At 30.8% G+C, this 25,395-nt stretch carries 25 protein-coding genes and 1 pseudogene; 3 read left to right on the top strand and 23 right to left on the bottom strand.

The features are described from left to right. Positions 1-873: 873 nt before the first annotated feature. The 23 genes from BP997_RS05580 to BP997_RS05470 form a co-directional block, all read right to left on the bottom strand. Entirely contained in the window at positions 874-1,410 is a 537-nt protein-coding gene (locus tag BP997_RS05580) for a hypothetical protein (RefSeq protein WP_409198468.1), read from the bottom strand. A 528-nt stretch (positions 1,411-1,938) separates the two neighbouring features. Then, on the bottom strand, positions 1,939-3,207 hold the full coding sequence (locus tag BP997_RS05575; RefSeq protein WP_409198467.1) for a SufB/SufD family protein: 1,269 nt from the start codon (positions 3,205-3,207) through the stop codon (positions 1,939-1,941). Beyond that, positions 3,143-3,910, bottom strand: a complete 768-nt coding sequence (gene sufC / locus BP997_RS05570) for a Fe-S cluster assembly ATPase SufC (RefSeq protein ID WP_409198466.1) — start codon at positions 3,908-3,910, stop codon at positions 3,143-3,145. Before sufC ends, BP997_RS05575 begins: the two co-directional genes overlap by 65 nt. A 312-nt stretch (positions 3,911-4,222) precedes the next feature. Then, positions 4,223-4,489, bottom strand: a complete 267-nt coding sequence (locus BP997_RS05565) for a PRC-barrel domain-containing protein (RefSeq protein WP_409198462.1) — start codon at positions 4,487-4,489, stop codon at positions 4,223-4,225. Positions 4,490-4,724: 235 nt separating this feature from the next. Beyond that, positions 4,725-5,333 carry an NTP transferase domain-containing protein gene (locus BP997_RS05560; protein WP_413828999.1) on the bottom strand — a complete coding sequence of 203 codons (609 nt, stop codon included), beginning with the start codon at positions 5,331-5,333 and terminating at the stop codon, positions 4,725-4,727. Positions 5,334-5,399: 66 nt separating this feature from the next. Beyond that, positions 5,400-6,866, bottom strand: a complete 1,467-nt coding sequence (locus tag BP997_RS05555) for a methanogenesis marker 14 protein (RefSeq protein WP_413828997.1) — start codon at positions 6,864-6,866, stop codon at positions 5,400-5,402. A 372-nt stretch (positions 6,867-7,238) separates the two neighbouring features. After that, positions 7,239-8,174 (bottom strand): tetrahydromethanopterin S-methyltransferase subunit H, encoded by a 936-nt coding sequence (gene mtrH / locus BP997_RS05550; protein WP_413824017.1) that lies wholly within the window; start codon positions 8,172-8,174, stop codon positions 7,239-7,241. Positions 8,175-8,198: 24 nt separating this feature from the next. Then, complete coding sequence (gene mtrG, locus BP997_RS05545) at positions 8,199-8,435, bottom strand: tetrahydromethanopterin S-methyltransferase subunit MtrG (protein WP_409198458.1); 237 nt, start codon at positions 8,433-8,435, stop codon at positions 8,199-8,201. Positions 8,436-8,447: 12 nt separating this feature from the next. Further along, the gene (locus BP997_RS05540) at positions 8,448-8,654 is read right to left on the bottom strand and encodes a tetrahydromethanopterin S-methyltransferase subunit F (RefSeq protein ID WP_409198457.1); all 207 of its coding nucleotides are present in this window, start codon (positions 8,652-8,654) and stop codon (positions 8,448-8,450) included. 16 nt (positions 8,655-8,670) lie between these two features. After that, on the bottom strand, positions 8,671-9,393 hold the full coding sequence (gene mtrA, locus BP997_RS05535) for a tetrahydromethanopterin S-methyltransferase subunit A (RefSeq protein WP_409198456.1): 723 nt from the start codon (positions 9,391-9,393) through the stop codon (positions 8,671-8,673). After that, positions 9,394-9,717, bottom strand: a complete 324-nt coding sequence (gene mtrB, locus BP997_RS05530; RefSeq protein WP_409198455.1) for a tetrahydromethanopterin S-methyltransferase subunit MtrB — start codon at positions 9,715-9,717, stop codon at positions 9,394-9,396. Between the two features lie 11 nt (positions 9,718-9,728). Beyond that, entirely contained in the window at positions 9,729-10,526 is a 798-nt protein-coding gene (gene mtrC, locus BP997_RS05525) for a tetrahydromethanopterin S-methyltransferase subunit MtrC (RefSeq protein WP_413828995.1), read from the bottom strand. A gap of 1 nt (position 10,527) precedes the next feature. Next, on the bottom strand, positions 10,528-11,232 hold the full coding sequence (mtrD, locus tag BP997_RS05520; protein WP_413824012.1) for a tetrahydromethanopterin S-methyltransferase subunit D: 705 nt from the start codon (positions 11,230-11,232) through the stop codon (positions 10,528-10,530). Between the two features lie 13 nt (positions 11,233-11,245). Continuing rightward, entirely contained in the window at positions 11,246-12,190 is a 945-nt protein-coding gene (mtrE, locus tag BP997_RS05515; protein ID WP_413824009.1) for a tetrahydromethanopterin S-methyltransferase subunit E, read from the bottom strand. A gap of 687 nt (positions 12,191-12,877) precedes the next feature. After that, positions 12,878-14,536, bottom strand: a complete 1,659-nt coding sequence (mcrA, locus tag BP997_RS05510; protein ID WP_413824006.1) for a coenzyme-B sulfoethylthiotransferase subunit alpha — start codon at positions 14,534-14,536, stop codon at positions 12,878-12,880. Position 14,537: 1 nt separating this feature from the next. Continuing rightward, positions 14,538-15,311 (bottom strand): coenzyme-B sulfoethylthiotransferase subunit gamma, encoded by a 774-nt coding sequence (gene mcrG, locus BP997_RS05505; RefSeq protein ID WP_413824003.1) that lies wholly within the window; start codon positions 15,309-15,311, stop codon positions 14,538-14,540. 2 nt (positions 15,312-15,313) lie between these two features. Then, positions 15,314-15,910, bottom strand: a complete 597-nt coding sequence (gene mcrC, locus BP997_RS05500; RefSeq protein ID WP_413824000.1) for a methyl-coenzyme M reductase I operon protein C — start codon at positions 15,908-15,910, stop codon at positions 15,314-15,316. 40 nt (positions 15,911-15,950) lie between these two features. Then, positions 15,951-16,406 (bottom strand): methyl-coenzyme M reductase operon protein D, encoded by a 456-nt coding sequence (gene mcrD, locus BP997_RS05495; RefSeq protein ID WP_413823997.1) that lies wholly within the window; start codon positions 16,404-16,406, stop codon positions 15,951-15,953. Between the two features lie 68 nt (positions 16,407-16,474). Next, entirely contained in the window at positions 16,475-17,803 is a 1,329-nt protein-coding gene (mcrB, locus tag BP997_RS05490) for a coenzyme-B sulfoethylthiotransferase subunit beta (protein ID WP_413827360.1), read from the bottom strand. A gap of 789 nt (positions 17,804-18,592) precedes the next feature. Continuing rightward, entirely contained in the window at positions 18,593-19,840 is a 1,248-nt protein-coding gene (mmp10, locus tag BP997_RS05485; RefSeq protein WP_413823991.1) for a methyl coenzyme M reductase-arginine methyltransferase Mmp10, read from the bottom strand. 68 nt (positions 19,841-19,908) lie between these two features. Beyond that, a complete protein-coding gene (locus BP997_RS05480; RefSeq protein WP_413823988.1) occupies positions 19,909-21,000 on the bottom strand; it encodes a metallophosphoesterase in 1,092 nt (363 codons plus the stop codon). 70 nt (positions 21,001-21,070) lie between these two features. Continuing rightward, positions 21,071-21,982, bottom strand: a complete 912-nt coding sequence (locus tag BP997_RS05475) for a methanogenesis marker 7 protein (RefSeq protein ID WP_409198444.1) — start codon at positions 21,980-21,982, stop codon at positions 21,071-21,073. 104 nt (positions 21,983-22,086) lie between these two features. After that, positions 22,087-22,641 carry a hypothetical protein gene (locus BP997_RS05470; RefSeq protein ID WP_413823983.1) on the bottom strand — a complete coding sequence of 185 codons (555 nt, stop codon included), beginning with the start codon at positions 22,639-22,641 and terminating at the stop codon, positions 22,087-22,089. 168 nt (positions 22,642-22,809) lie between these two features. On the opposite strand from BP997_RS05470, the gene comB reads away from it, so the two are divergent. The 3 genes and pseudogenes from comB to BP997_RS05455 all read left to right on the top strand — a co-directional run. Next, positions 22,810-23,496, top strand: a complete 687-nt coding sequence (gene comB, locus BP997_RS05465; protein ID WP_413827367.1) for a 2-phosphosulfolactate phosphatase — start codon at positions 22,810-22,812, stop codon at positions 23,494-23,496. 175 nt (positions 23,497-23,671) lie between these two features. Next, positions 23,672-24,841 (top strand): TraB/GumN family protein, encoded by a 1,170-nt coding sequence (locus BP997_RS05460; RefSeq protein WP_413823978.1) that lies wholly within the window; start codon positions 23,672-23,674, stop codon positions 24,839-24,841. Positions 24,842-25,030: 189 nt separating this feature from the next. Next, positions 25,031-25,395 (top strand): annotated as a pseudogene (locus BP997_RS05455) (transposase family protein); the annotation flags it as partial.

Below are 25,395 nucleotides of genomic sequence, written 5' to 3'. Positions count from 1 at the left end.
ACTAACAGTTTTATTTTTAACTAAATACCTTTAAAATAATTAAAACACTATACAAACACTTAAAAAACTTCAATAAAAATCCAATAGACACTTAAAAAAATAAGAAACACAAACATCACCAACAAGAAAAATTATATGAAAAAATTAAAAAAAACAAAGCCCCTATAAAACATTGAAAAAAGTACCAATCAGTATACCTCTAGCTAGCAATATATGCTGAAATCAACAAAAAATATAAAAATAAGAATAAACCCCAAAAAAATTTTAATAAAAAAAACATTACCCCCTTAAATATTTAAATTTCATCTAAAAACCAAAAATTAAAAGATCATTAAAAAAATACAATGAATAAATTAATACAATTATATGAAAAAAATATTTTTTATAAATATAAACTATACTAAGTAAGAGGAGTTAAAGTTATAACCTAAAGTTATAGTTAATTTAAAATCTGAAAATCTATACTATAAGAATAGAGTTAAAGTTATAACTTAAAGTTATAGTTAATTTAAAATCTGAAAATCTATACTATAAGAATAGAGTTAAAGTTATAACTTAAAGTTATAGGTTTTTTAAGATTTGAAAATGTATACTGTATTATGGGAGTTATAGTTATAATTTAAAGTTATAACTCTTTTTCTATACAGGACCCTCGCAGAATTATAGTTTATTAATATATTATTATTATTATTATTATTATTATTATTATTATTAGTATACTAGTTAGAATATAGTTATAGTTATAACTTAAAGTTATAACTCCCCCCTTACACTACACTTGCGCAAAAATTTTAAAAGGTATGCAAAATGTGTATACAATTTAAAACTTAGTTAAATTTTTAATTTAAACTTTTATAATAAGTATATTTTTATTTAATCCTTGTTTTCCTGTTTTATTTGTATCATCCCCTCAATAAAACTATCATAATCTAAATCAAAATTGTTTTCATTATTAAACTTTTTTAAACTATTAATTAAAATTTCTAAGTACCTTTTTTGATTAAAAGATAAATTATTTTTATCTTTAAAAATTTCAGGAGCATACCTTCTATTAGATAATCGTTCTAACTGCTTATTTAAAAAATCTGAACATTTATCATTATAATATATTTTTTTTAATGTATCAGTTAAATCTAAGTTTTTAACTGTATTGTTTTTTTCTTCTAAAAAATTTATATCCTTTTTTAATTCCTTTAACTCTTTTTCAATTTCATCTCTACGGGTTCTCTTTAAATTTAATTCATATAATTCCTTATATTGTTCATTATTATCTGAATAAATTAATATTAAAAAATCTATTGCTTTAGCAACTTTTATACTAGTTGTTCCATCTAAATTTAAATTTTTTAATTCTTCAAATTTTTCTTTAGAGATCCTTCCTGAAATTGTCTTTGTATCTATGTTTTTCAAAATTTTTATTCTTTAAAACCCCACTATTTTATTATAATTTTTATATAAATTTATTTGACTTATATTTTTCTCTTAATTCCCCATTAAAGATTTAAAATTTAATTTTTTTCTTATTTTTCATTCCATTCTAAAAATTATATTCCTTAATTTTTTTTTGACTTAGATAGATTTGATAAGTTTTGTTTAAATCAAACTAAAATATCTGTACTTAAAATTTAAGTTTTAAAATTTTTTTTCACCTCCAATTATAATTAGGTAATTAATACTTTGTAAGTCATTTAAAAAAAATTAGTTTTCAAAATTAGTTAAAATGGAGTGTAATTATAAATAAACCAGTAAATTGTTTTAAAAAAATAGGAGAGTAATAAAATCATTTTTATTTAAGGTTTTGTTAAAAATTGAATTTAAAAATAGTTTAATTAAAGTTATAAAAAAATAGGGGGTTTTAATCTTTATATAGACAAAGAAGAATTGTTTAATCTAGCTAGAAACATTATAAAAAAATAGAGTGAAAGGAAAAATATTTATTTATATTCCTTTTACACTCATGTCTATCATTTCTTGTGTGGATTTTGCAAGTGCTGGTGGTAGGCCTGTTATGTCCATACTTAAAAATCCTCTAACTATCATTGCAGCTGCTTCTTCTTCTGTTAAACCACGACTTGTAAGGTAATAAATTTCATCTTCATCTATTTTACCTACTGCAGCTTCGTGTGATAATTCAAGACCACTACTGTTTGCTTCTAATTCTGGTACAGCATAGATGCTTGAATCATCTGATAGTACGAGTCCATTACATTCTAGGTGTCCTTTTACGTTTGGTCTTTCACCTGCTAGGTGTCCTCTAGCATAAATTTTTGATTCATCATTACTTACTGCTCGACTAATAACTTCTGTTGATGCTCCATCACCAGAAAGTATTCCCCGTGCTCCACTATCAATGTAACTATCTTTTTGACCATTAAGGATGGTTTGGAATAGTGCACGTGAATTTTTACCTACACAGTGTGCTGTTGGATAAGATTGTAGGGAGTGTACTGGACTGGTTAAGATATAATTATTTATGAATGTTCCATTGTCTTCTACTTTTATTCCGGTTCTTGGACGTACTTCTACTTGTTCTGCCCAGTTATGTATCATGGTGAATGTGATTTTTCCACCTGGTTTGACGAATAGTTCTGAGACTCCTACGTGGAGTGCTGAGGATACATCGTCACCTGTTGCACAACCGGTTATTAAATGTAGTTCTGAGTTTTCTTCTGCAATTATTATATTGTGAGTGGTTTGGATTACGTCTTGGTCTGCTATAAACATGCATGCTTGTACTGGGAAGGTTTGTTTGGTTCCTGGTTTACTTCTTATGAAGTAACCTGATCTTACATTTTCTTCAGATTCTCGAAGTGCTGTTTTTGCAGTGTATTTATCTGCGTCTGCTTGGACTGTTGTCCACATTAAATCTGATACCCAATTGTATTTATCTAATGCTTGTTGTAGGTTTAGTAATTCCACGTCACCTGTTAGGCTGTCTTGGAAGATGTTACTTTGACCAACTTGTAGAAATGATCCTGCTCGATTAGTTTCATCAGAGTCTACTCCGACTTTTAGTAGGGTGTCTTGTGTTGATTTACTTACATCATCTAAGCTGTCTATTACATCATATGCATCTATAGTTTCTTCTGAATAGTTTTCTATAGTTACATCTGTTCCTATTGCTGCTTTTTTGTCTTTTGCTTTAGCAGCTTTTTGAGATACATTCCGCACATTCAACACATCCTCTAAATCCTTCTGTTTTAACATCTTGTATTATTTCTTCTGGGTTTCCTGAACAAGCGATTTCACCGTCTAGGAGTACATGTGCTATGTCTGCATTTACATAGTTTAGGATGTATCCGAGGTGAGTGATTAGTAATCCTGATCTTGTTCTTTGTTTTGGTTTGGTATTTTTTTCTAATAATTCATTTATTTCTTCTGCTATTAATTCAACGTTTTCTATGTCTACTCCACTGTCAGGTTCATCAAACATTACAAATTCTGGTTTTTGTGCTAGGAGTTGGAGTATTTCTGATCTTTTAACTTCTCCTCCTGAGAATCCGAGGTTCACGTCTCTTTTTAGGAAGTCTTGGTTGAATTTTAGTTTTGTGCATAAGTTTTGCATTTTTGGTGAGAGTTCTTTTTCTATATCTTTGTTTTCTATGAGTCTTAATAGGTTTTCTACACTTACTCCTCTTATTGCTGGAGGTGTTTGGAAACTTACACCTATTCCTTTTTGAACTCTTTCGGTTGTTGTTAAGTTAGTTATGTCTTCTCCTTTAAATATTATATTACCATTGGTTATTTTGTAATTAGGAAATCCGAGTATGCTCATGAAGAGTGTACTTTTCCCTCCACCGTTAGGTCCGAGTAGGACGTGGGTTTCTCCTTCTTTTATACATAAGTCGATGTCTTTGAGTACTTGTTTTCCTTCGACTTGTACTGCTAAGTCTTCTATTTTTAGTAACATTTTATTTTCCACCACCATGAATTATTTTTATTTAAATACAAATTCTTTTTTTTTAATTATTAATTTTTTTTTATAGAAAAAATATAACAATTATTATATTCTTCTTTTATTTGTTATCATTTATATAAACTATTGTTATATTAAAAATTTTTTAGAGATTTTATATTTATAAATTAGAATATGTTTCTATGAAAAAATTGGTTAAATTATTTAGTTTAATGATTGAAAAATAGAAATTATAAAAATTGTTTTAAAAAAAAGTAGTAGTAATGTAAAAAAATGGGGGGGTATTAGAGAATTTAGAGAATAGTTTTATTCTGTTACTATTATGAATTCTCCAACTTTTTCAACTTTAGTGAAAGGAACGAGTAATAGGTCTCCTTTACGTTTAGCGCCTTTTACATGAACGTTACGGCCACTTTCTACGCGAATAGCAATATCAACTATTTTACCAGTTTTTTCGTTTATTATAAGTTCGTCAAGAACTCCAAGTATACGTGCATTATTGGTTGCTACTTGATAATTCTTAATTTCACTCCACATTTTTTCTTCTTTTTTAGGTATTGCCTTATTTTCCATTATAAATTCCACCAAGTTAATTTTTTTCATATGTTTTTTAATTTCTGTATTCTTTTATGTATAAAAAAAAAAATTTTAATATTTTATTCTATTAACAGTTTTTTTAAGGGATTTTGTTTTTTTTTAGATAAAATATTTTTTTTTAAAAAAGCCTGAATTAAAGTTTTTATATTATTAAATAAATCTATGTAGTTATAAAATATATAAACTTTTTGATAAGTCTTTTTTTAATATTTTATTTTAATAATTTAAGCCCTATCTGTATATTATTTAATGTATTCATGTTAAGTGCTAGTTCTATATGTGGTAAAATTAAATCTTCTTGTTCTTGAATGATATTTTCGCTTCGAACTATGTTTAATCCTGAAGGTACTAATCCTTTATATGCATACTTGTAATCTAGGTTGTTGGTATTGAAAATTTCTTCAGGAACAAAAACACTTAAAGCATCAGTTTGAATTTTTAGATATTCATTTAAAACTTTATTTAAAATATTATAATTTATAAAAGGAAGATCAGTATTGATAAATAGTACTGTATCCTTTTTTGAATGTTTCTCTAGTAATCTTAAAATGTAGTTGTAATCTTTAAGATATCCTTCACCTGGAGTATTTAGGATAAATTCATTATAAGAATCTAGTAAGTTTAGGTTGAAGTTTTTAAATCCTTTTTCTTTTAAATGTTTTAGTGTTTGGTTTGTATGTGGACTTAGTGCTATGATAATTTTATCAACTTTTGATTTTTGAAGGTTTCCTATTACGTGGTCTATTAGGGGTTTACCATTAAAATTGTATAATGGTTTTTCAACTTTATTATTTAAACGTGTCCCACGTCCACCAGCCATTAGTATACTAAAAATCATAAGAAAAAAAGGAAAGAATAAAGTTTATAATATAATTTTTATGTTTAATTATGTTTTTTTGTTTTGAAGTTGCATACGTTTTTTAAGTATACAATGTTCTCCTTGGTTTCCACCTAATGGTGTTTTTGGAGTACCCATACTATTCATACAACGAGCCATAGTAGCTGCACCTAAACCTAAACCATCTTCAACAAATACTACTTGATCGAATTTTTCTTTAGTGTATTCGAGTATAAGGTTAGGTTTACGTCCGGTGATACCTGCACGACCTGTTACACCTAATATGCTTCCAGGTAGGACAAGTTTTTCTTCAAATGCTATATCTAGTAAGCGGTCAACTATTATTGCACTTACATGATCCATTGTTGCAAGTAAGGTTGGAAGACCATCTTCATCATAGAATTGTCCTCCTAATTCCATTAATTCAGGCAATCCATCTGCATTAGTTCCAACATCACAACCTATTAGAGTGGTTCCTGCATCTTTTGCTCGGGTACTGTCTAATGGTACTGTACCGAAACGTTCCATACCTTCTGGTACTTTGGTGATGTTTATGAGTTTATGTGCTTCTTGTGCATTGATTTTTGCTTTTTTCTGATCTCCTTTACGTAGGAGTTTTGGATCATATAAATCTAGTGCTGCTCCACCTTTGGGGTCTACTTGTTTACTTCCACGTGCAAGTGAATCACTTATAACACCTGCAAGTCCTAAAAAGTTACCTATTGTATTTGCGTATGGTTCTTCTTTGTTTACTATACGGCCGGCTAGTGTACTTCCGAAATCTAGGCTGACACAGGGGTTTCGGTAATCGACTTCTGTCCATTTACTTCCTAGTTTTATTCCTGCTGTTACTAGTTCTCCTTCCATTTCGTTTGCTACTACTTCTCGGCCTCGTGGTGGAACTACACTTACTACTGCTCCATCGAAACTTATATTGTCTAGTAGGGTGAAATTTTGTAATCTTTTTGGTAATTGTTGTGTGGTCATTGCTGGTGCCATTTTTTTAGGTGGTATACCTGCATTTAAGCATCCGTCTGCTAGTGCTATTACTAGTTTACCTACTTCTTGTGTGGTTGCAAAACCTGCTGTTACACCTGTTGAACGTACTACGAAGTCTAAGTCTTTTTCCATGTCTACGTTTGCTTTGTGTAGGGATTCTAGTACTGTGTCTTTTATTAAATCTGCTACTGATTCTTTTGATAATTCTATTCCCCAAACTGTTGAACCGAATACTTCTTCGTCGGGTTTTGGTTTTCGAATATCTCTAGTCATTTTAACTGTTTTATCTAGTAGGTAGGATTTACTAGAATTTAAGTTGGTAGCTGTAAGAATACATTTGGTTGTTGTGTTTCCGAGTTCTACACTTGCAACAACATAATACTCATCAGGTCTTGTTTTGAAACCTGGACTTTGAGGCCGGTTAGTACTAGCTTTTAGAAAATCTAATTTTTCTGTTTGACTATGAGCTATAACTGGTTTTGGGCCTTTATTGAATAAATTACCTAAAAATGACATTTTTATACACCATTTAACTCCTAAAATTAATATTATAAAATTTTTTATTTTTATGCTTGTTTATTGGGTTTATAAATATAACAATATAAATTTTATTAAATTGTTCTAATATAGAATAGGATTTCCAGGAATTTTAATTAAATCTAGGGGGTGTTTTAATTTTTGTAAAAAAAAGTTAGTAATAATTTATGTAAAATTAGTATTAATATGGTTTTAAAAAAATTGGTTTTATATAGAATTTAAGTTTTAAATAAAAATTTTTACTTAAAACCTAAAAGCCCATATAAAGCCTTTATATTTTTTACGTGTTTAACTTTAAAAGAGTTTAAAGAAGTAAACTCTATAGTAAAATCCTCAAACTAATAAAATTATTTATAATAATTTATTGAATGGGTGAGTTTCTATAGGTTCAGTTCCTAAATCTTTTGCAGCTTCAGCAACGAATCCATCAGCCATAGCAGCTGCTGGGAAAACATCAGGACTGTTTTCGATAGGTCCAAAGAGACAGAAGTCTCCTCCTACAGCAATTTGTAAAAGGTCAGAACCTATATCACATACGTGGAAAGTTTCTTTACGTACTGTCTTTTTGTAGTCTCTTAACCAATCCCATGCAGATGGTACATTATGAATACCGGATCCTATAGGGTAACCCCATTTACTTTTTTCAGCAAATGTTGTTCTGAGTGCAGGACCTGCACCTTGACCTAAAGGAGTAATAGCTACATCCATAAATGGTTTATCAATACCACATTCGTCTGCTAATTCAAGAATTCCTTGATCCATTACAGATCCACCATTTTCCCAAATATCGATTTTACCTTCGACACCAGGTTCCATTGGGTTGAATCCGAGAATAATTGAAGAAGAAATATCGGTTTCTTTAACTGCTTCGATTTCAGGTTCTTCACAAGCCATACTTAAACTGTTATATATAGCTCTGTCAGATAAACCTGCATCTTGAGCATATCTAGCACCTGCTACTTTAGCATCAGCACTAGTAGAATCAATCATGAAAGCCTTGTCTGATACATCACCGACAAATTCTAAGTATTTTACCATAGCTTCTGGTGTTGCACCAAAAGTTTGGATAATACATGGGTTACCAGTGGTATCTTCCATTTCTTCCATATGTTTAATTAATTCTTCAGCTTTGTCTTTATCGAAAATTCCTTCTTTTTCATCACTAATAATTTTGTGTCCGCCATAAAAGATAGTTCCTGCAAGTACGGTTGGATATTCTCCAGGTTGACCACCACATTTACATCCAGCAACATCTACGACGACTTGTTCTTTATCAAACTTATACATTTGTTAATCCTCCAAATATTAATTCTAGAGTAATCCTGTCAATATTGCTACTAAATTAAATTTAATAAATACTAACAATATTATCATTCCTATAATTATACCATATAAAATACCAACATCTCTACCAGATTGTTGACCTAAACGTTGGTAATATTCACCAATAGTAAAATCAACTTTTTCTTCAACATCATCTAATCTTGCACTAGATTTATCGAATTCTTCTGCAGAAACAAGTACTTGAGGTATTTCATTATCAGCCATCATAACACCTCTTTACATTCCGCATAATTTAACTATTAATGGTATTACAAGACATAGTGCAAAAGCAAATATAAGTCCGTATCCTATACCACTAACTCTAGTTTGATATAATCCTGACCATAATCGACCTTGTCTTCCTATAAGTTTAGAAGATCGATTAATGTTTTCAGATGTACTTTTAATACCTTTCATGTTTGGTTTGTTTGAAAATTTAACCATAATCCTACCTCCTAACTTATATTATTAAGAATAAAGCTCCGATTACTAAGGTAAATACAAGACCAATCATGATTCCTTGTACTTTACCTGCATAATTACCGGATAAATCCTTTTCAACTGCTCCAATCATTTTGATTTGGGTGTTGATGTTTCTCATTCGTGCTTCGAGTAAAGCGGTTTCAGGGGTTACAGGACGTACTGCATCTCCTTCATCTTCATCTTCATCGTCGTCACTAACGTCGATTACCATTGCTTCTTCTTCAAAAGCACCTGGATCTTTTTCAACACATTCTTTTACTTTGGAAGCAATTTGACCTTCATCTTCTACATCGATTAAATCAACTATTTCAACTTGTTGTTGGAATCTTGCAATTCCATCTTGTGGAATATTATCGATATATGGGATAGCTCCAGGAGCACCTATGATTTCTCCTTTGTCAGGGTCAGCACCGTTTTCATGTAAAGCTTTTAAACTTGCACCAGTAATGTGTCCTTGTACTTCAGCACCACATACTATTAAGAATCTGATGTTTGGATCAGAAATAGTGTTAGCGATTACTTTTTCAAGACCAAGGTTTTCAGTGTGACAGTGACCTGCAATAGCAGCTCCAGCAGCAACAGCAGCTTCTTCTAAATTAGAAGCTAAAGTTACAGCTGCAACAGGGCTTTCAGGGTCACCTGTAACATAATCTCCTGTGATAAGAGGCCAATCTGCTGCAGGTTCTTTTTTATCTACCATCTATAATACCCCCATCTTAGCTAAAATAGGAAGTATAGCTACTAATAAAAGTAATCCAATTAAGAATCCGTAAACAAAGTTTGTTTGTTTACCTGCAGTAACATAGGAACCTGCTCTTCCAGCATAAGCACCTACAGGAGCAGTGGTTGGATCTAAAGAATTAATTAATTCATCAGCTGCTTCTTCTATTTTATCTATTTCAACATTAACATCGTCTAAGGTGACTAAAACTCCGCCACCAATAGCTCCACCTATTGATCCTGTTACAGGGTCAATAGCTAGATCCATTTCTGGGACAACTTGAATTAAAGGTAACATTTCCATAATTGAACCTCCTATTGATCCTCTGTTTTAGGCCATAAACCAGACCATTTAACGGATGCTGCAGCTTCATTAGACATTTTAAGGAATTTTCTGTAACTGCAAATCCATCCAATAACTCCAACTATTATTACTAATAAGGAAACAAATCCAGAAGGTATTAATAATAAACCAACGACACAAATTGCAAGGAAACCATTAGCAACAGCTAAGGTTAAAGTTCTTTTTTGATCTTCGTTAGGTCCAAGACAAGCATTAAATGGTTCTTGTATAGCCATAGTGTTTAAAATAAAGAATAAAACAATATAACCTGGTATAAGAACTGCAGCAGATATAGAATTAATATCATAAGCTCCAGCTAATGCTACGGAAAATGCTATAACAGATAAAGCAGCTGCTCCAGCAATTTCAGTAGTACATCTAAGTAAAACAGGTATTTTCATTCCTACAATTTTTTTAACAACAACTGCTACAATGAAACCTAAAACCATTGCAATTATTAAAGCAAATACAGGTCCTAACATTACAAATCCAGATAAAGCTGGAACTAATGTTAAAGCAAGACCAGATAATCCACCAATAATACCAATAGCTAAACACATGTAACCTATAGAAGGTACACCAGTACCTAAACCATATCCTGCAACGGTTCTAATAGCATTTGCACCCCATACGATAGCACAAATACCACCTAAACAAGCAAGAAGTGGTCCTATAAGAGAGTTGATACCAACTAAATAAATTCCTAATAATCCACCAATTATTCCTACTGCAAGTAATGCATTAGAATTAACTGCGTTTTCTTCAGCCATTTTAGATACCTCCTAAAATGAGTACACAAAGTATAGCGCAGAGAATGGATGCTATAAGACAAGCTGCGAATCCACGACCAATTTTTTTGAACTTAGGATCATGGAATCCTTCAATAGTACCACCTATATTATAAGAAGCAATAACAGAATTAATGAAATAAACAGAAATAGCGATAATAGCTGCTAATGCTGCTGCTTCAATAGGGGTTGTAATAAAACTAGCGTTGGTAGCTGCATTATTTACTACATAGTAAATAAGTCCACCACCTGCACCACCCATGAGAGAACCTATAATTCCACTGACGAAACAGACAGTAGGAATTCCGTGTCCTTCTGTACCAGGTGTACAATAAATTTCTTGATTTCTACCAGTAATAGGATCGTTATCTACTTTTGCAGAAGCTGGTACAACACCACAACCATATACATAAATATAGTTTGCGATTAACATGGTGAATCCCATCATTAACATTGCACCAATTGCACCTGCTAAAACAACAAGAATCATTGGTTGACCAGTCATTGAAGCTGCTGTAACAAGTCCAGTCATACCTGCACCTGCTGCTAACATAGCTGTACCAGTACCTACACCGGTTGCTGTTGCCATAGCTGCTGGAGCTCCACCTACAGGAATAAAGTGTACACCTGCTCCAATAAGAACTCCACCTACAGCGATAAATATAATTAAACTAATTGGGTCTAACATAATTTTATCCTCCTTATTGTCCTGCCTTTTCAGCTTCTTCTACAATTTCAGCTTCTTCTGCAGGTTCAGCTTCTTCTTCATAAGGTCCATAAACATTACGAGCAAAAGTTTCTAATCTAAAGTTAAGATAGATTAAAATTAATATAATTATTGCACCAGCAATAATACCACCAGTAACTCCGAATACAACAGTAATCCAGAAACTGAAGAATACAATTAAACCGAAACAAACACCAGTTAAAGGTCCACCAAATTTAGCACAAAAGTTTCCTACATCGATACTGTTTTTAGCACCACATGCTTCTTTAGTAACTATATCTCCTTGAATAGCTACAGGAGTACCTCCACCAAATGGGTAAGTTTGATATTCACTTTCTGTACCGTAGTGAACATCCCCAGTTGAAGATCCGATAGCACCAATAGTAATACCCCATACAACACCTAAAACAGGTAATGGGAAGCTAACTAAAGGATTTCCTCCGAGAGGGATTGTCATTAAATAACAGAAACTTGTAATACAAAAAGTTGCAATAAATCCATGACCTGCAATAGGTCCTAAACATTCAATCAATAGATCATAAAATAGTGGTTGTTGGAACTGAGCTTGACCAACAATACGACCAATATGAGCTGTTGTTGTATATATAACGTGTACAAGAGCAGCGACTGTTGCACCAATAGCTATAGCTATAATAGGTAAGGATAAAAATCCAGCATTTAATGTCATAACTAAATAAGCTACGGAACAAGAAATTCCACACCATACACCGTAAGCGACTGGTTCCCCAGAGATCGCTTTATTTACCATTCTGTGTAAATGTCCCATTTGCGGAGCGAGTTGTACTTGTGAGTTAGGGTTACTTTCAGAACCGATATCAGATTCGATATCTTCTGATGCCCCACCAATAGTAGCAGCTATTCCGATTAATGCGACTACACCTAATGTAATTGGGTCCATATATTTTTTCCTCCTTAGTTTTTATTAAATTAATTTAATAAATTTAATAAGCTAATTTAAAGAAAACAATAATAATTATCTTCTTTAATAATTATTTCTCACTTTATAATGGTTCTGATTAATTAATAATTAATCATTAACAATTATTTTTATCCCAAAAAAAATAATTGTTATCCCATTTTTTAAAGGATTGCACTCATTTTTTTATTAATTGATTTTTTTTCTCCATTAAAAATAAATTCTAAATTTTTAATATTTTATTATAAATCATGAAAAAAATGATTTAATTTTATTTATTAATATCCACTCGAATTCCTTTTTATTAGAGTAAATAGTTTATAACTTAATGAAAACTTATAAACTAAAGTAAAACTTTCTAAAAATTAGAAATTGTTTTACATTTTTTTGTATTATTTTTTTTAAATATTCAAAAGGAAGTTTAACCTCTTTGAAAACATTTTTTGATTTATTTGAATATAGGATAGTTTAACCTATACTTTATATCTATATAAAAAAGTTTAATATAAGCTTTACTAAAAAGTTTTTAGGAAAACAAAAAGATTAAACCTTATTTGATAATTATTAAAATTGATTGTAATTTTATTTTTGAAAATAAATCGAGAAAATTAAGAAAAAAAATAGGTGTTTAATTAAAAACACCTATCTTAGTCTTAAAATATTTCGTGTTTATTTAGCTGGAATGATGACAGATCTTTCACCATCAGGTTCAAATTCTCTTAAAGCACCTTTAGCAAATTCAGAACGTACAGCACCGAAGTCAAATGTTAAACTTGGGTCAGCAAATGCGATTTTAACTAAAGCGTTAAATGCAAATGCATCTTTACGAGCTGAGTGAGGAGCTTGAGCAATACCTGCGTATTCACCTTGGTGACCTACATTCATTGCATAGTTAGGATAGTTTGGTCCTCTCATTTCAATTGGTAAACCTTCGTCGTTTCTTATAGAGAATACGTTAGCTGCACCACATTGATCTTGTAAATCGAAACCATAGAATCCTAATCTGGAATGTTCTTCTTTATGTAAGTACATGGATAAGTACCAAGCACTTAAACCAGTTTGACCATTACCAGTAGCAAATGCAGTAGATATACCAGATGCTGCGGAAATAACAGATGCTCTTTGAGAACCACCGAAGTGAGTTTCAAGTAAAGCAGGATAGTCTTCGTATTGTTCTAAAGCATAGAATGCAACTTCAGAACCTACATCAAGAACAGTATCCATGTTATTAGGAGCTTCACATAATCCACCATATTTATCTTCTACATATTCTTGTCCATAGTAAGAGAAGTCATCTAAGATATTATCAGTATATGCTGCTGTAGCATATTGAGTGAATCCGACTCCACCAGACATGTAAGAACCTAACCAGATTTGATCGTAAAGTGCAGCACCTAATGCTACAACTTCTAAGGAGGAACGAACAGGGTCATCTGGGTTAGTTCTACTACCTTGTGCAATATCTGCCATGAATCCGAATGGAATACCACCGACTTCATTTGCAGCTCTTGCTCTTCTTACAGGTAAGTAAGTACCCATGTTTACAACTTCTGCGTGTTTAGATGCGTAAGCGAAATCACCAGTTGCACCTTCACCAGCACATTGATTGTAAGCAGAAATCATAGACATACCGATTTGCATAGCAGACCAACGAGAGGTAGTACCTCCATCACAAACTCTACCTACAAGGGAAGGAATTCTAACTGCTTGCCATACTGCAGAACCTACTTCTTTCTTTAAAGCTTCAGCTTGTTCTTCAGGGAACATTTTATTAATATCTAAAACGAAGCAATCATCAATTTCATCTGCTAATTCATCGTCCCCAGTGAATACTTTTACATAACTGTCTGCTACTAACATAGGGTTGGTTTCAACCATATGTTCTTGAACAATAGCTCCACCAGGCATTGCGTGGTTTACAGTTTCTAAGTAATTAGTAATTGTTTCTGGAGTTACTTCCATACCTAATCTTTTTTCAAGAACTGTGTGTGCAGTGTTTAATCCTACAATAACAGTTCTTCTAATGTCATCCCAAGCTTGTTGAATAGCTGCGTTGTTAATAAAGTGTAAATCGTCACCTTCAACAAAAGTATCAGTTGTGGATAATTGGTAAGACATTAAAGCTCTTTGACCAAGAGGGGAACCAACGTCTGGATTGTACATTGGGATTCCTCTCTTTTTAGCAATTTCTTCTCCTTCTTTAACAAATTCAGTTTTTCTTTCAGATTGTCTCCAACCACCTAAGTTATAAAAAGTAGTGGTTCTGTCGGTAGGATCTTCTTTAAACTTTTTTGTTAAAGCTTCCATGAACTTTTTATCTGCTGCCATATTATTCTACCTTCTTGTTTCCATATATTTCTGGATTGTATGCACCTATAGATCTAGATACGTGAATGTTTTGACAAACTTTTACAGCATCTTTATCTTCTCTGTAGGAGTCACCGTCTCTTCTGTAGATGGTGGTTTTTTGTTTTAAGGTTTCTTCATCAATAGGTTCACCTAAAATTACAGGTTCATCTAATTCAATACCTATTTGGTTTTTAACCATTTCGACTTTACCGGTCTTTTTGTTGAATATTTGTCTTCTTAACATATCAAACATCATACCGTCTTCGTCGAGTCTTAAAGAGTGTCCGTGTACACTTTTACCTCTGATTCCAGTTCTAGCTGGATCAAAGTATTCGTTTTGTAAGATTTCTTTAGATAATTTTTCTAAATCTCTTTCACGACATTCTATAATTTGACGACCAGATAAAGTACCAGTATCTACACCTCTAAATCTGTTTACGTAAGATCTAGCTCTTAAGAAAGGTTGAGCTGGAGCGAAATACATGGAATCAGTGAATTGAATATATCTTACTCTGTCCCCTGCTTTAGCACCATCAATAGGTGTTACAAGTTCTCTAATAATATCATCAGGCTCATCCATTTCTTCTAATGGTGGGTGAACACTTTTATATTCTTCACCTGGAGCTCTGTGACCTAAAATTTTTACTACATCTTCATCAGATATTTCACGTAAAACTTCAAGATCGTTTGATGGATCCATAAATTTACGTCTATTTTCTGCAACCTGAGAAGTTCCTGGATAATATTGTACCATAATCATACATCTCCTAATCCTATTTTGACTTTTCTAATAATCTCATCTAATTTTTCCTGAGGAGCTGTTTCTCCTCGAATAACACCACTAATAATTCCCACAACAGTGCCCTTGGTTTTAACTTCATCAGGCATAACCTTTAAAGTTTTAACACCAATTTTTGCAAGGTCTTCAAAATCAATAGGGTATTCGCAAATAATAACACAAGGTTTATTAACATTTCTTAAAATTAATCTTGCTTTGTATATAATATGATTTTTAACTCCACCTAAATGCACAACAAGTAATTTATATTGACTCATTTGCTCAATCTCTTTATTGGTTAAACCAAAAAGGCTTCCACCACTAGCAGAAGGAGCATCACGAGGAACACCTGAACCTGCATCTAAGATAATAGTACTGGTTAAAAGATTAGATTCACGAAGTGCAAATGTGATTTCACATACAGGCTTAGTAATGTGACGTCTACCAGGAGACATAGCTACTGCAACAACATCACTTCCACATTGAGCGAAAGTTCCTCTTTGAGCAATACCCCCACCTTCACCAAGACCTCTAGTTTCTCGACAATCCACTACATGACTTTTTCTTCCAATCATTGTTAATCACATTTATAAAATATTAATTTTTATTTAAATTTTAAGAATTACTCTTATCTTTTTTAATTAATGAAACACTTTCTGAAAATTTTGAGTGTTGATCAGTCATTCCAATTAATTCATCTGGCATATCAACATTCCCATATTTCATATCATCAGTAACAGTTCTAGACTTTCTGATGTATTGTTCTCGGTTAGTGTTAATATCATAACCAAATGGAAGATATTTACCACAAATTTCATCAATTAAATCGATTGTTTCAGTGTTTCCCAATTCAATCCATATACGACCAGTCTTGACTTTTAATTCAACTTCTTCACCGTTTATTGTGATGACTCTGCGATCTCCGTATTTACGTTCAAAATCATCTAAAGGTGGGAATCTTGGTCCATGAATGACTGTTCTTTTCACATCATCTAATGATTCAATTTCATTTAATAATTTTTCGGTAGTGTCTGAACCGAGTATTCTAAAAGGGAATATTTCTATATCCATTTAATTACCTCATGTTTTTTATTTAATAAATTAGATTTTGGATGAATTTTTATAAATTCATAGATTACTTAGATGTCTCCTTTGATTTCATCAGCTGCTTCTGCAACGTATTTTAAAGGTTCACGGAATTCATCGAATGAACTGTATACTTCTTTAATAAGTCCAGAGGTTTTTTCTGGGCTGAAAAGTTGAGTACCTGCATCTAAGGACATTGCAGCTACTACTGGTGGAATACAGAATCCTTTACTGTGTCTGGTTACAACGTGGTTACCGTTGAAGATACCAGGACCTCCTCCTCCGTAGATGGAGTGACTGAAGAAACTGAATCCTACAGCTACACCTTCTGCTCTACCGAAGTCAAGACCAGGTAAACCAGTTGCAAATTCTATGTTATCGTTGAAGTATAATAAGGTACTTGGAATACCTTGAGCAGCTCTTGCTGCACCAACGTTAACCATAACAGCTGCTATGGAACCAGCAGCACAATATGCATTCCATTTTGCTACATCGTCTGTTTTGTATAATTTGAAGCCGTTTAAATCTTCTGCTTCAGAAATAACGTTATCGCCAATAGCTTTGTCAACTGTTGAAGCTACAACATTACCAACGTTACCTTCTGCGTTTTGTTTAACAAAATCTAATACCATATTATCAGCATTTAAACCTTGGTAAGCTAAACCTAATAAGTGTAATCTTTCGAATGCACCGATTGCATCTCCCATTTCGAACATAGCAGATTGTTCAAATATAGAACAAAGAGCAGTTCCTTGTAATGAGTTTTTAAGAGTTGCAGCTACGAAGTGGTTTGCACCAATATTTCTTAATGCGTAACCAGGTCCTTCGAGTTTTTGTGGTACATCTAACATAGTTGCAATGTTAGCTCCCATGTAATCTACAGATTGTGGGTATCTTCCTAAGATTGCAGCTTTTACCATGTTACCATCGTAGATGCTTACATCCATGTTTTCAATAATGGATTGTGTTAAAGCAGCTGCGGTAGCTAATGGGGATACAGAGTATTCTGCAGCACAAGCTAATCTTTTGGTTGGAATTTGTACTTTTAATCTTTTACCACCAGAGATAGGTTCTACTAATGTGTCGTCTCCTTCATCTACTTGGATCATTTTCTTTAAAGATGCTCCAATAGCGTCAGCGTTTCCTACTAAGTCGAGATCCATTTCTCTTCCTAGAATCTTGGATTTGTTTCCTCCAACAGATCCAGTTTTTAATGCGTTTTCGATACCTTCTAAGTTAACTGCTACAGTCCGTTTTACACCTTGAATAATTTTTTGTATTGCAGGATTTCGTAGTGGACTTAGAGCTTCGATAGGTACATCAGATGAAACTAATGAACCTCTTTCGTCGTATAAATCGACTTTATCATCAAACTTTGCCATTTTTTCCCTCCTAATTTAATAGAGTTACTAATATACCACTCAATCAAACAGTTTTATATAAAATATGTTTGAAGTGAGTAAGCTACAAAGCAAGTATTGCAATAGCCAGCTATTTGGTATACGATTTTATCTTTGAATAAGATATAATATAAATATATTTTTTAGAAAGATTTAGTAAACTTTATTAATGATAAGTTAAATTAAGTTGTTTCTTATTATTGGGATAAAAAGTATTACTAAATTTATTAAGAACAAATGAAGCTAAAAATAAAAAATTTAAAAGAACAAAAGATTAAAACATGAAAAATCAATAATAAAATTAAAACAAAACAAATACTAAGTTAAATAAGATAATTTAAGTAAAACACCAAAAAATATTAAGTTTAGTTTTTTAAATTAAAAAAAATTGAAATCTTAAAAATTAAATGAAAATTTTTTAACTTAAACATGAAAAAATTGTATAATAAGTTAAAATAATCTTAAATTTATAAAATTAATTTTTAATATTCTTCAATTATTATAAACTTTCAAACGTTTTAAACACAACGAAAAATAATAAAAAAACTGATAAAAATAATAAAAAAAGTTTTGAAAAATAAAAATAATAAAAAGACTAAAATAAAAAAAAGATTTAAAAAAATCAAACAAAAAACACAAAAACCTTACAAAAAAGAAAATAAAAGCAAAAAACCTTTAAAAACCATCCAAAACATTAAAACACCAAAAAATATAAGAAAAAAATAGAATAAGAAAAAATAAAAAGTAATACTGAAAAAAGAAAAAAAACAGTTAACTAGGTCTCATCCCAAAGAAGTTAATAGCATCAATCAAATCCCTAAAAGATTCTAATTCCTCCATAATAACTTCCTCTTCAGTAAAACCACTACTTAATTCCCCATCAACACTTAAAGTATCAGGTCCCCTACCAACAACACGTTCAACACCATCACGTGAAAATATATCCTCAGCAACCTTATCATGAACAAAACTACGACCCGGAATAATAACAGAATCTTTAACCTGACTTAAATCAACAGATTCAAAATCTTCCTGAGTCATTAAACAAGCAATCTCCTTATCAGTACCAATAACATTAACATTATTAGCACCAATCTTTTTAAACACTTTACTAATAAATGGTGCAGCTAACTTACTAGTAATAATAGTTGCCTCACCAGTAACCTCTTTAAGAAATTGTAAATACTCCTCATTACCATCACGAGCAATAATAAATGGAGCATTAATAGTAGGATCACCTAAAGGAGTTCCAGTAACTCTTAAATCATACTCCTTATTAATTTCCTGAACAAGCAATGAAAACTCATCAAGACTTTGAGAGTTAACATCCCCAACAATTGGAGAATTACCTAAAATAAGACCCTGATTAGTACTATTAGCAAATCTCATTAAAAGTAAAGCTTTAGCACCCCACTCCTCTAAAGATTCACAAGTTTTACATAAAACTTCACCATCATTCACCCCAGGAATAATAACACTTGCAGCATAAAGATTAGCACTTTCAGCAAAAAGTTTAGCAGATTCAAGAGAAGCCTCAGGACTAGGATCCTTAACCCATTCCTTACGTAAACCAATATCATTAGCAAATAAAGTGAAAGTAACCTCATCAACACCAAGATTCATTAATCTTGAAGCCATCTTAGAATCATCAATCCCTTTACCACTAGTATAACCAAGATGTGATTTAAGTCCAAACTGATTAATTCCAGCTACCAATTCTTCAAGTTGAGGATAACAACTAACATCCCCACCACCTGAAATATTCACTTTAAGTTCTTTATCACTTGTTTGATTCATCATCATAGCAGTTTGAATCTCATTCATAACAAGAAATGAAGGTTTAAACTCTGAACCTGTCTCACAAACACCTTCACCACAATGTTTACAACCTACAGTATTTGGAGGACAGTACCTACAACCTAAAGGTTCAATAGGTTTTACTTTACGAAAATAACAATATTTACAAAATCCTCTACAATCTTTTCCAGGAATTCCACCAACATCAGCTACTATTTGCATAAGAATCTTTTATATAATTTCTAGTTAAAATAAATAATCCCTCTACTAAAAAAATAAATGTGTAAGTTTTATTTTTTTGGTAAGAGTTTTAATAAAACCATTTCACTATTTGTACCTAAACGTAATGGTGGACCCATAGTACCTACACCTGTAGATACAGATAAATAACTAGTCTTCTCTCCTTGATTATTAATGAATAATCCTTTACAAAATGGGAAAAACTTTCCAACCCATAAATTTGCAGGATAAAATTGTCCACCATGAGTATGACCAGATAATTGAATATCAAAACCATATTTAATAAATTCCCCCCAGTGTTGAGGTGCATGATAAACTATTATATTATTATCTTCAAGATTAATATTAAACTGATTAAATGATTTTTCTGGATTTTTAAAACTATAATCTAAACCATATATATTTAAATCTTTAAATGTACAGTAATTATCACTTAAAATATAGATTCCAGCATTTTCACAAGCCACGTATACATTATCTATTCCAGGATAATAATCATGATTTCCAGGTGTGAATATTACAGGTATTTTACTATTTTTAAATTCATTAAAATCATCTTTTCCTATACTTGTTGATCCATCAGCTAAATCTCCACTAATTATTACAAGTTGAGCCCCTTTATTTGCTAAGTGATTAATTTTTTTAACAATTTTTTTAAGTAATCCTTGATTTCTATAGGTCCCATAATGAATATCAGATATATGGATAATGTTTAGTTCTTCTTTTAAGTTTTCAATTTCTAATTCATATCCAATGACTTTAATTTTATGAGCATTATAATAAGCATAAAATCCTATTAAAAACACCACAAGATATATACTAAGTGTAATAATTTTAGGTATTATTACAAAATATGAAATTAAGTATAAAATTATCATTACAAACAAGAAAATAAGAGACGGCCATTTCCATGATTCCAAAACAACCATAATAGAACGTGTCACATTATTAGAATTATATAATTCAATATATGAAAAGATTAAAGTTAAAACACATACACCAACACTTAAAAACATAATTATATTATTATCAGGACTACCAATCAAAGCCCACATAGCTTTTAATAAAAAATAATTATAAAAACTTAAAATAATTGAAGGGAAAACTGAATTTAAAATATAACGTTCCTTTAAACTTTCCACAAAAAACACCAAAAAAAATATATAATTTAATAGAATAAGAAAAAGTATAAAAAATTTTTATAAAATTTATTTAAACTAAAGAACTTTCATTTAAAAGACGAACTAGAATATAATCATACATATGAGATTTTTCAACACTAGCTATATCCTTTAATTTTTTATCATCAATCATAACATTTTCAATGACTTCATGATACTTATCATAATCCAATTTAACACGTAAACCACTAATTTGACTAGTTACAGGTGTTGGACTAATTACTTCATGGATTGCTGGAACTTGAGATTCAATCTCATTTTTAACAAGTATACTTGGGAATAATGGAGGGTCTTGAGCTAAATCTTTTTTTAAAATTGTTAATTGATCTTCAACAACATCAACTAATCTTTTCAAAGCACGAATATCTGGTCCTCTTTTTAATCTACGAGGTATACGACCTAAACCTGAAACATAAGCATCAGCTCCAGGTAAATCTTCTAAATCTATTTCTGGAGATCCTGTAACAATAACTGGTATGTCTATATCATCATAAAGGAAAGATTTATCAATAATACAATCTTTAAAACTTCCAAGAGCAAAAATAGCTATATCATGTTCCTCAATTAAATCTTTTTCAATTTCTGAAATTCCAGAGGTACCTTTACCATGACCACGAGCTAAACCGATCATATTATCTTTTGCACCATAACGACGTAAATATTCACTAATATCACATGCTGCATGAGGTAGGTGATGTCTTGCAAGAGTTGGAGATACAATAGCAATTTCAGTTCCTGCCATAGGTGCAACTGTTATTTCACCAAGAATTTCTTTAGCTTTTTCTTTAACTTTATCAACATCTTCCATTGGAACAGCCATATTAATGATTAATTCCATTTGTAAAACGTTTTCTTGAAGAATAAACCCACCTAAATCTTCAATGAGTTCTTTTAATTCTTCGCTTCTATGAACTCCACCTTCATATGTTAATGTTTCATACATACTATTAAAATCTCCCTAAAAAAAAATTTTACTAAATAAATTACAGATAATTATATTATATAATATATTATTATATTAATAGAATATAAAAATTTTTTTAAAAATTAAATATTATTTAATATAATATTATACCGTGTGACTGCACGTTCTAATGGATTATTAGGTACATTAGAATGTGAGGCCACCTTAATTAATTTACAATCCTTATTTTCCATGCTTATTTGATTTGAAAGGTAATCTGGATAAATTACAATATTATAATCTGTATTCTCATCATTTATTATATTAAAACCTAAATCACATACAATGTCTTTTAAAAAATTTGAGTATACTTTAACATTAATGTCTTTATTCTCATAGCGTATATTATCTAAATTATTTATTATATTATAAGCATCCCTATTATTTTTAAATATTTTTTCTATAGTTTCCTCATCAATATCTGTTTTAAATATTTGAGATATTTTATTAATTGATTCTTTGATTTGTTTAAATGTGTTTAAACTTATATTTATAGAATCCATATTAGTTTCCCTTTCAGCTAAAACTATTGCTATATCCATATTTTTTTCTGTATCTGGAAACTTATTTACAGTATAGTCACATATACCTGCCCATAGTACAATTTTTTCACACATTGGAGTTACAACTATTTTCATATTATGATGTCACCATTAAAAAAAGATAAAATAAAAATTTTTTTTAAATAATTATTATTAAATGATTTTTCATTTTTTTATAAATACTTTATTGTTAAATAATATTTAATTCTTAATATATATTAATAATTATTATTATTTTAATTAAATTTTAAAGGAAAAAAGGAAATGAAAGTAACATTAAGTCTTGAGAAAACCCAAAGTAAAGATGTGAGCATTGTAGTAGATGCCTTAAGAGCAAGCGCCACAATGACCATAGCATTCAATAACTTTAAAAAAGTAATCCCAGCATTCACACCAGAAGAAGCAAGAAAAATTGCAAAAACTGAAAATGCAGTACTTGCCGGGGAAAGATTAGGGAAAAAATTAGAGGGATTTCAAATAGGAAACTCCCCTGAAAAAGTTGAAAATTACAAAACAGATAAAGACACATTAGTCTTAACAACAACTAATGGAACAAGAATAATGGAAGCAATGAACTCAACTGTATTAATAGGTAGCTTTATAAATGCAAAAGCTGTGGCTAAAAAAGCAGTTGAAATAGCAAGCACAGAAATAGACCTTGTAATGGCTGGAAGAAAACATAATTTTGCCTTAGAAGATTACCTTGCTTGTGGTGAAATATTGTACTGGATAAAAAAAGAATTAAAAAGTACAGATGAAATAAGTGAATATGCAATAGGAAGCATTCTTGCATCACGAGATGAGGAAAACTTCACTGAATCAATACTAAACACTCACTCCAGTCAAGTCCTAAAAAAATTAGGACACACTGAAGACATAAACTACTGCATAAAGAAAAATATAACAAATAATGTAGTAATGTATAAAAATAAAAAATTAGAATTGATCTAAAAAAAATAAGTTTTATATACTTATAAAGATATTATTTAAATAGTTAATAAAATAAAACATGATAAATTAAAGATTTTTCTTAATTTATAAAAAATATAATACCACCCCCCCCATAAAATTTTTTTATAAAAAAAGAAGAATAATTTAAAAAATATATTTTTAAGAGTTTTTACCTATGAAAAGAGAATGTTTAACAATAATTGGAACAGCTCACGTATCCTCAGATAGTGTGGAAGAAGTTAAAAACACTATCTATGAATTACAACCAGACGTGGTTGGAATAGAATTAGATTATGGACGATACGATAGATTAATGAAAGAAAGAGCTGGACTCGTTGATGATGAAGAATCAATCCACATCAAACAAATAATAAAAGAAAACAAAGTCGGATTATTCTTCGCAACCACCATACTCTCATATATTCAAAACAAAATCGGGGCAAACTTAGATGTTAAACCTGGTTCTGAAATGATAGCAGCAGCAGATGCAGCAAATGATTTAGGAATAAAAATCGCCCTACTCGATCGTGACATAAACATAACACTTCAAAGAACCTTAAACAATATGAGTTTTTGGGAAAAACTTAAATTCCTCTTCAGCACAGTAACAAGTTTCTTCTCAGGTGACGATGAAACCGAAGAAATAGACATTGAAGAGTTAAAAAACGAGGAAACCTTAGAAGAAGTAATGGAATATTTCCAAGAAGTATCCCCTGGAGCTTACCATGCACTCGTACAAGAAAGAGACGCATACCTTGCAAACAGTATACGATCTATTGAAGAAGATAAAGTAATAGCAGTTGTAGGTGCAGGACACCAAGACGGAATAAATCGTTACTTAGATAATCCAGAAACAATACCACCAATTAGTGAAATAACTAATACTGAAAAAAAAGGTGGAATACCATGGCTTAAAATAATCTTAGCAATGATACCAATACTATTCGTTGTGATATTTTTTCTTGCATTTATAAAAGGTATTAAAATTGAATGGAACATAGCAGAATTCATCATAATAAGTATGATAATGGGATTTGTAGGATCCATATGTAGTGGTAGTAAAATTCAATCCGCACTCGTTGGAGGAGTAGTTGCACCATTAACAATAATCCACCCATTACTTGCAGCAGGATGGTTCAGTGGTTTAACTGAATTAAAATATCGTAAAGTTCGTAAAAAAGATATTAAAAACTTAAATGATATTAACTCTTTAAGAGATTTATGGAATAATAATATATTCAGAGTATTACTTGTAGTGATTGGTACTAATTTAGCTGTAAGTATAGCAACACTTGTAATCTTACCATCACAAGTATTCATACCACTATTCTTTAAAATATTCTAAAATCAATTACTACTTTTTTTATTTTTTCACACATTGTTTTATAATTTAATATAAATGGCTCTGTCAAAAACTTATGTGTTTTGATTTTTTGAAAGTTTTGGCTTATAATTTTTTTTAAGCTTTAAAATTGTTTTATTTTTGATTTAGAAATAGTAAATTTAATATATTAAGTGGAGCTAATATATTTATATGACTAAAACAAAAATAAAAGCTCCATGTTATACTATGGAACCAATACAATTTAAACTTTACGATTTTTGTGAAGAGTTTTCTGGTTTTAGATCTGATGTGTCTAAAAAGTTGATTGGATGTCAAGAGATGAGTCCTAATTTGATTCGTCTTGAAAAAAATGGTAAGATAATATTTAGCAATAGTAATGCTGTTTGTCCAGTGTGTGGGTCTAACCATAGTCGTAAAAATGGTAAAATAGAACGTGAATTAATATTTTTGAATAAAGGAACTGAAACTTGTATTGTTCAAAAGTATAAATGTAAAAATTGTGGTAATGTATTTAATGCTGATTTATCCTCCATAGTTGAGGTTAATCGGAATAT

It is taken from the genome of Methanobrevibacter sp. UBA412 (genome assembly GCA_002495685.1).
GTDB classification, from domain to species: domain Archaea; phylum Methanobacteriota; class Methanobacteria; order Methanobacteriales; family Methanobacteriaceae; genus Methanobrevibacter_A; species Methanobrevibacter_A acididurans.
The sequence above is the reverse complement of the archived record's forward strand: the minus strand, read 5'-3'. Positions and strand labels throughout refer to the sequence as shown.

Excerpts from the sequence above, each read along its gene's own strand:
- mtrE (WP_413824009.1), bottom strand. The coding sequence starts at position 12,190 with ATGGACCCAATTACATTAGGTGTAGTCGCATTAATCGGAATAGCTGCT.
- mcrD (WP_413823997.1), bottom strand. The coding sequence starts at position 16,406 with ATGGATATAGAAATATTCCCTTTTAGAATACTCGGTTCAGACACTACC.
- mtrC (WP_413828995.1), bottom strand. The coding sequence starts at position 10,526 with ATGGCTGAAGAAAACGCAGTTAATTCTAATGCATTACTTGCAGTAGGA.
- BP997_RS05560 (WP_413828999.1), bottom strand. The coding sequence starts at position 5,333 with ATGGCTGGTGGACGTGGGACACGTTTAAATAATAAAGTTGAAAAACCA.
- sufC (WP_409198466.1), bottom strand. The coding sequence starts at position 3,910 with ATGTTACTAAAAATAGAAGACTTAGCAGTACAAGTCGAAGGAAAACAA.
- mcrA (WP_413824006.1), bottom strand. The coding sequence starts at position 14,536 with ATGGCAGCAGATAAAAAGTTCATGGAAGCTTTAACAAAAAAGTTTAAA.
- BP997_RS05470 (WP_413823983.1), bottom strand. The coding sequence starts at position 22,641 with ATGAAAATAGTTGTAACTCCAATGTGTGAAAAAATTGTACTATGGGCA.
- mcrG (WP_413824003.1), bottom strand. The coding sequence starts at position 15,311 with ATGGTACAATATTATCCAGGAACTTCTCAGGTTGCAGAAAATAGACGT.
- BP997_RS05555 (WP_413828997.1), bottom strand. The coding sequence starts at position 6,866 with ATGTCATTTTTAGGTAATTTATTCAATAAAGGCCCAAAACCAGTTATA.
- comB (WP_413827367.1), top strand. The coding sequence starts at position 22,810 with ATGAAAGTAACATTAAGTCTTGAGAAAACCCAAAGTAAAGATGTGAGC.
- BP997_RS05460 (WP_413823978.1), top strand. The coding sequence starts at position 23,672 with ATGAAAAGAGAATGTTTAACAATAATTGGAACAGCTCACGTATCCTCA.
- mtrB (WP_409198455.1), bottom strand. The coding sequence starts at position 9,717 with ATGGAAATGTTACCTTTAATTCAAGTTGTCCCAGAAATGGATCTAGCT.
- mmp10 (WP_413823991.1), bottom strand. The coding sequence starts at position 19,840 with ATGCAAATAGTAGCTGATGTTGGTGGAATTCCTGGAAAAGATTGTAGA.
- mtrD (WP_413824012.1), bottom strand. The coding sequence starts at position 11,232 with ATGTTAGACCCAATTAGTTTAATTATATTTATCGCTGTAGGTGGAGTT.
- mcrB (WP_413827360.1), bottom strand. The coding sequence starts at position 17,803 with ATGGCAAAGTTTGATGATAAAGTCGATTTATACGACGAAAGAGGTTCA.
- BP997_RS05565 (WP_409198462.1), bottom strand. The coding sequence starts at position 4,489 with ATGGAAAATAAGGCAATACCTAAAAAAGAAGAAAAAATGTGGAGTGAA.
- mtrA (WP_409198456.1), bottom strand. The coding sequence starts at position 9,393 with ATGGTAGATAAAAAAGAACCTGCAGCAGATTGGCCTCTTATCACAGGA.
- BP997_RS05575 (WP_409198467.1), bottom strand. The coding sequence starts at position 3,207 with ATGTTAAAACAGAAGGATTTAGAGGATGTGTTGAATGTGCGGAATGTA.
- mtrH (WP_413824017.1), bottom strand. The coding sequence starts at position 8,174 with ATGTATAAGTTTGATAAAGAACAAGTCGTCGTAGATGTTGCTGGATGT.
- mcrC (WP_413824000.1), bottom strand. The coding sequence starts at position 15,910 with ATGATTGGAAGAAAAAGTCATGTAGTGGATTGTCGAGAAACTAGAGGT.
- BP997_RS05540 (WP_409198457.1), bottom strand. The coding sequence starts at position 8,654 with ATGGTTAAATTTTCAAACAAACCAAACATGAAAGGTATTAAAAGTACA.
- mtrG (WP_409198458.1), bottom strand. The coding sequence starts at position 8,435 with ATGGCTGATAATGAAATACCTCAAGTACTTGTTTCTGCAGAAGAATTC.
- BP997_RS05475 (WP_409198444.1), bottom strand. The coding sequence starts at position 21,982 with ATGTATGAAACATTAACATATGAAGGTGGAGTTCATAGAAGCGAAGAA.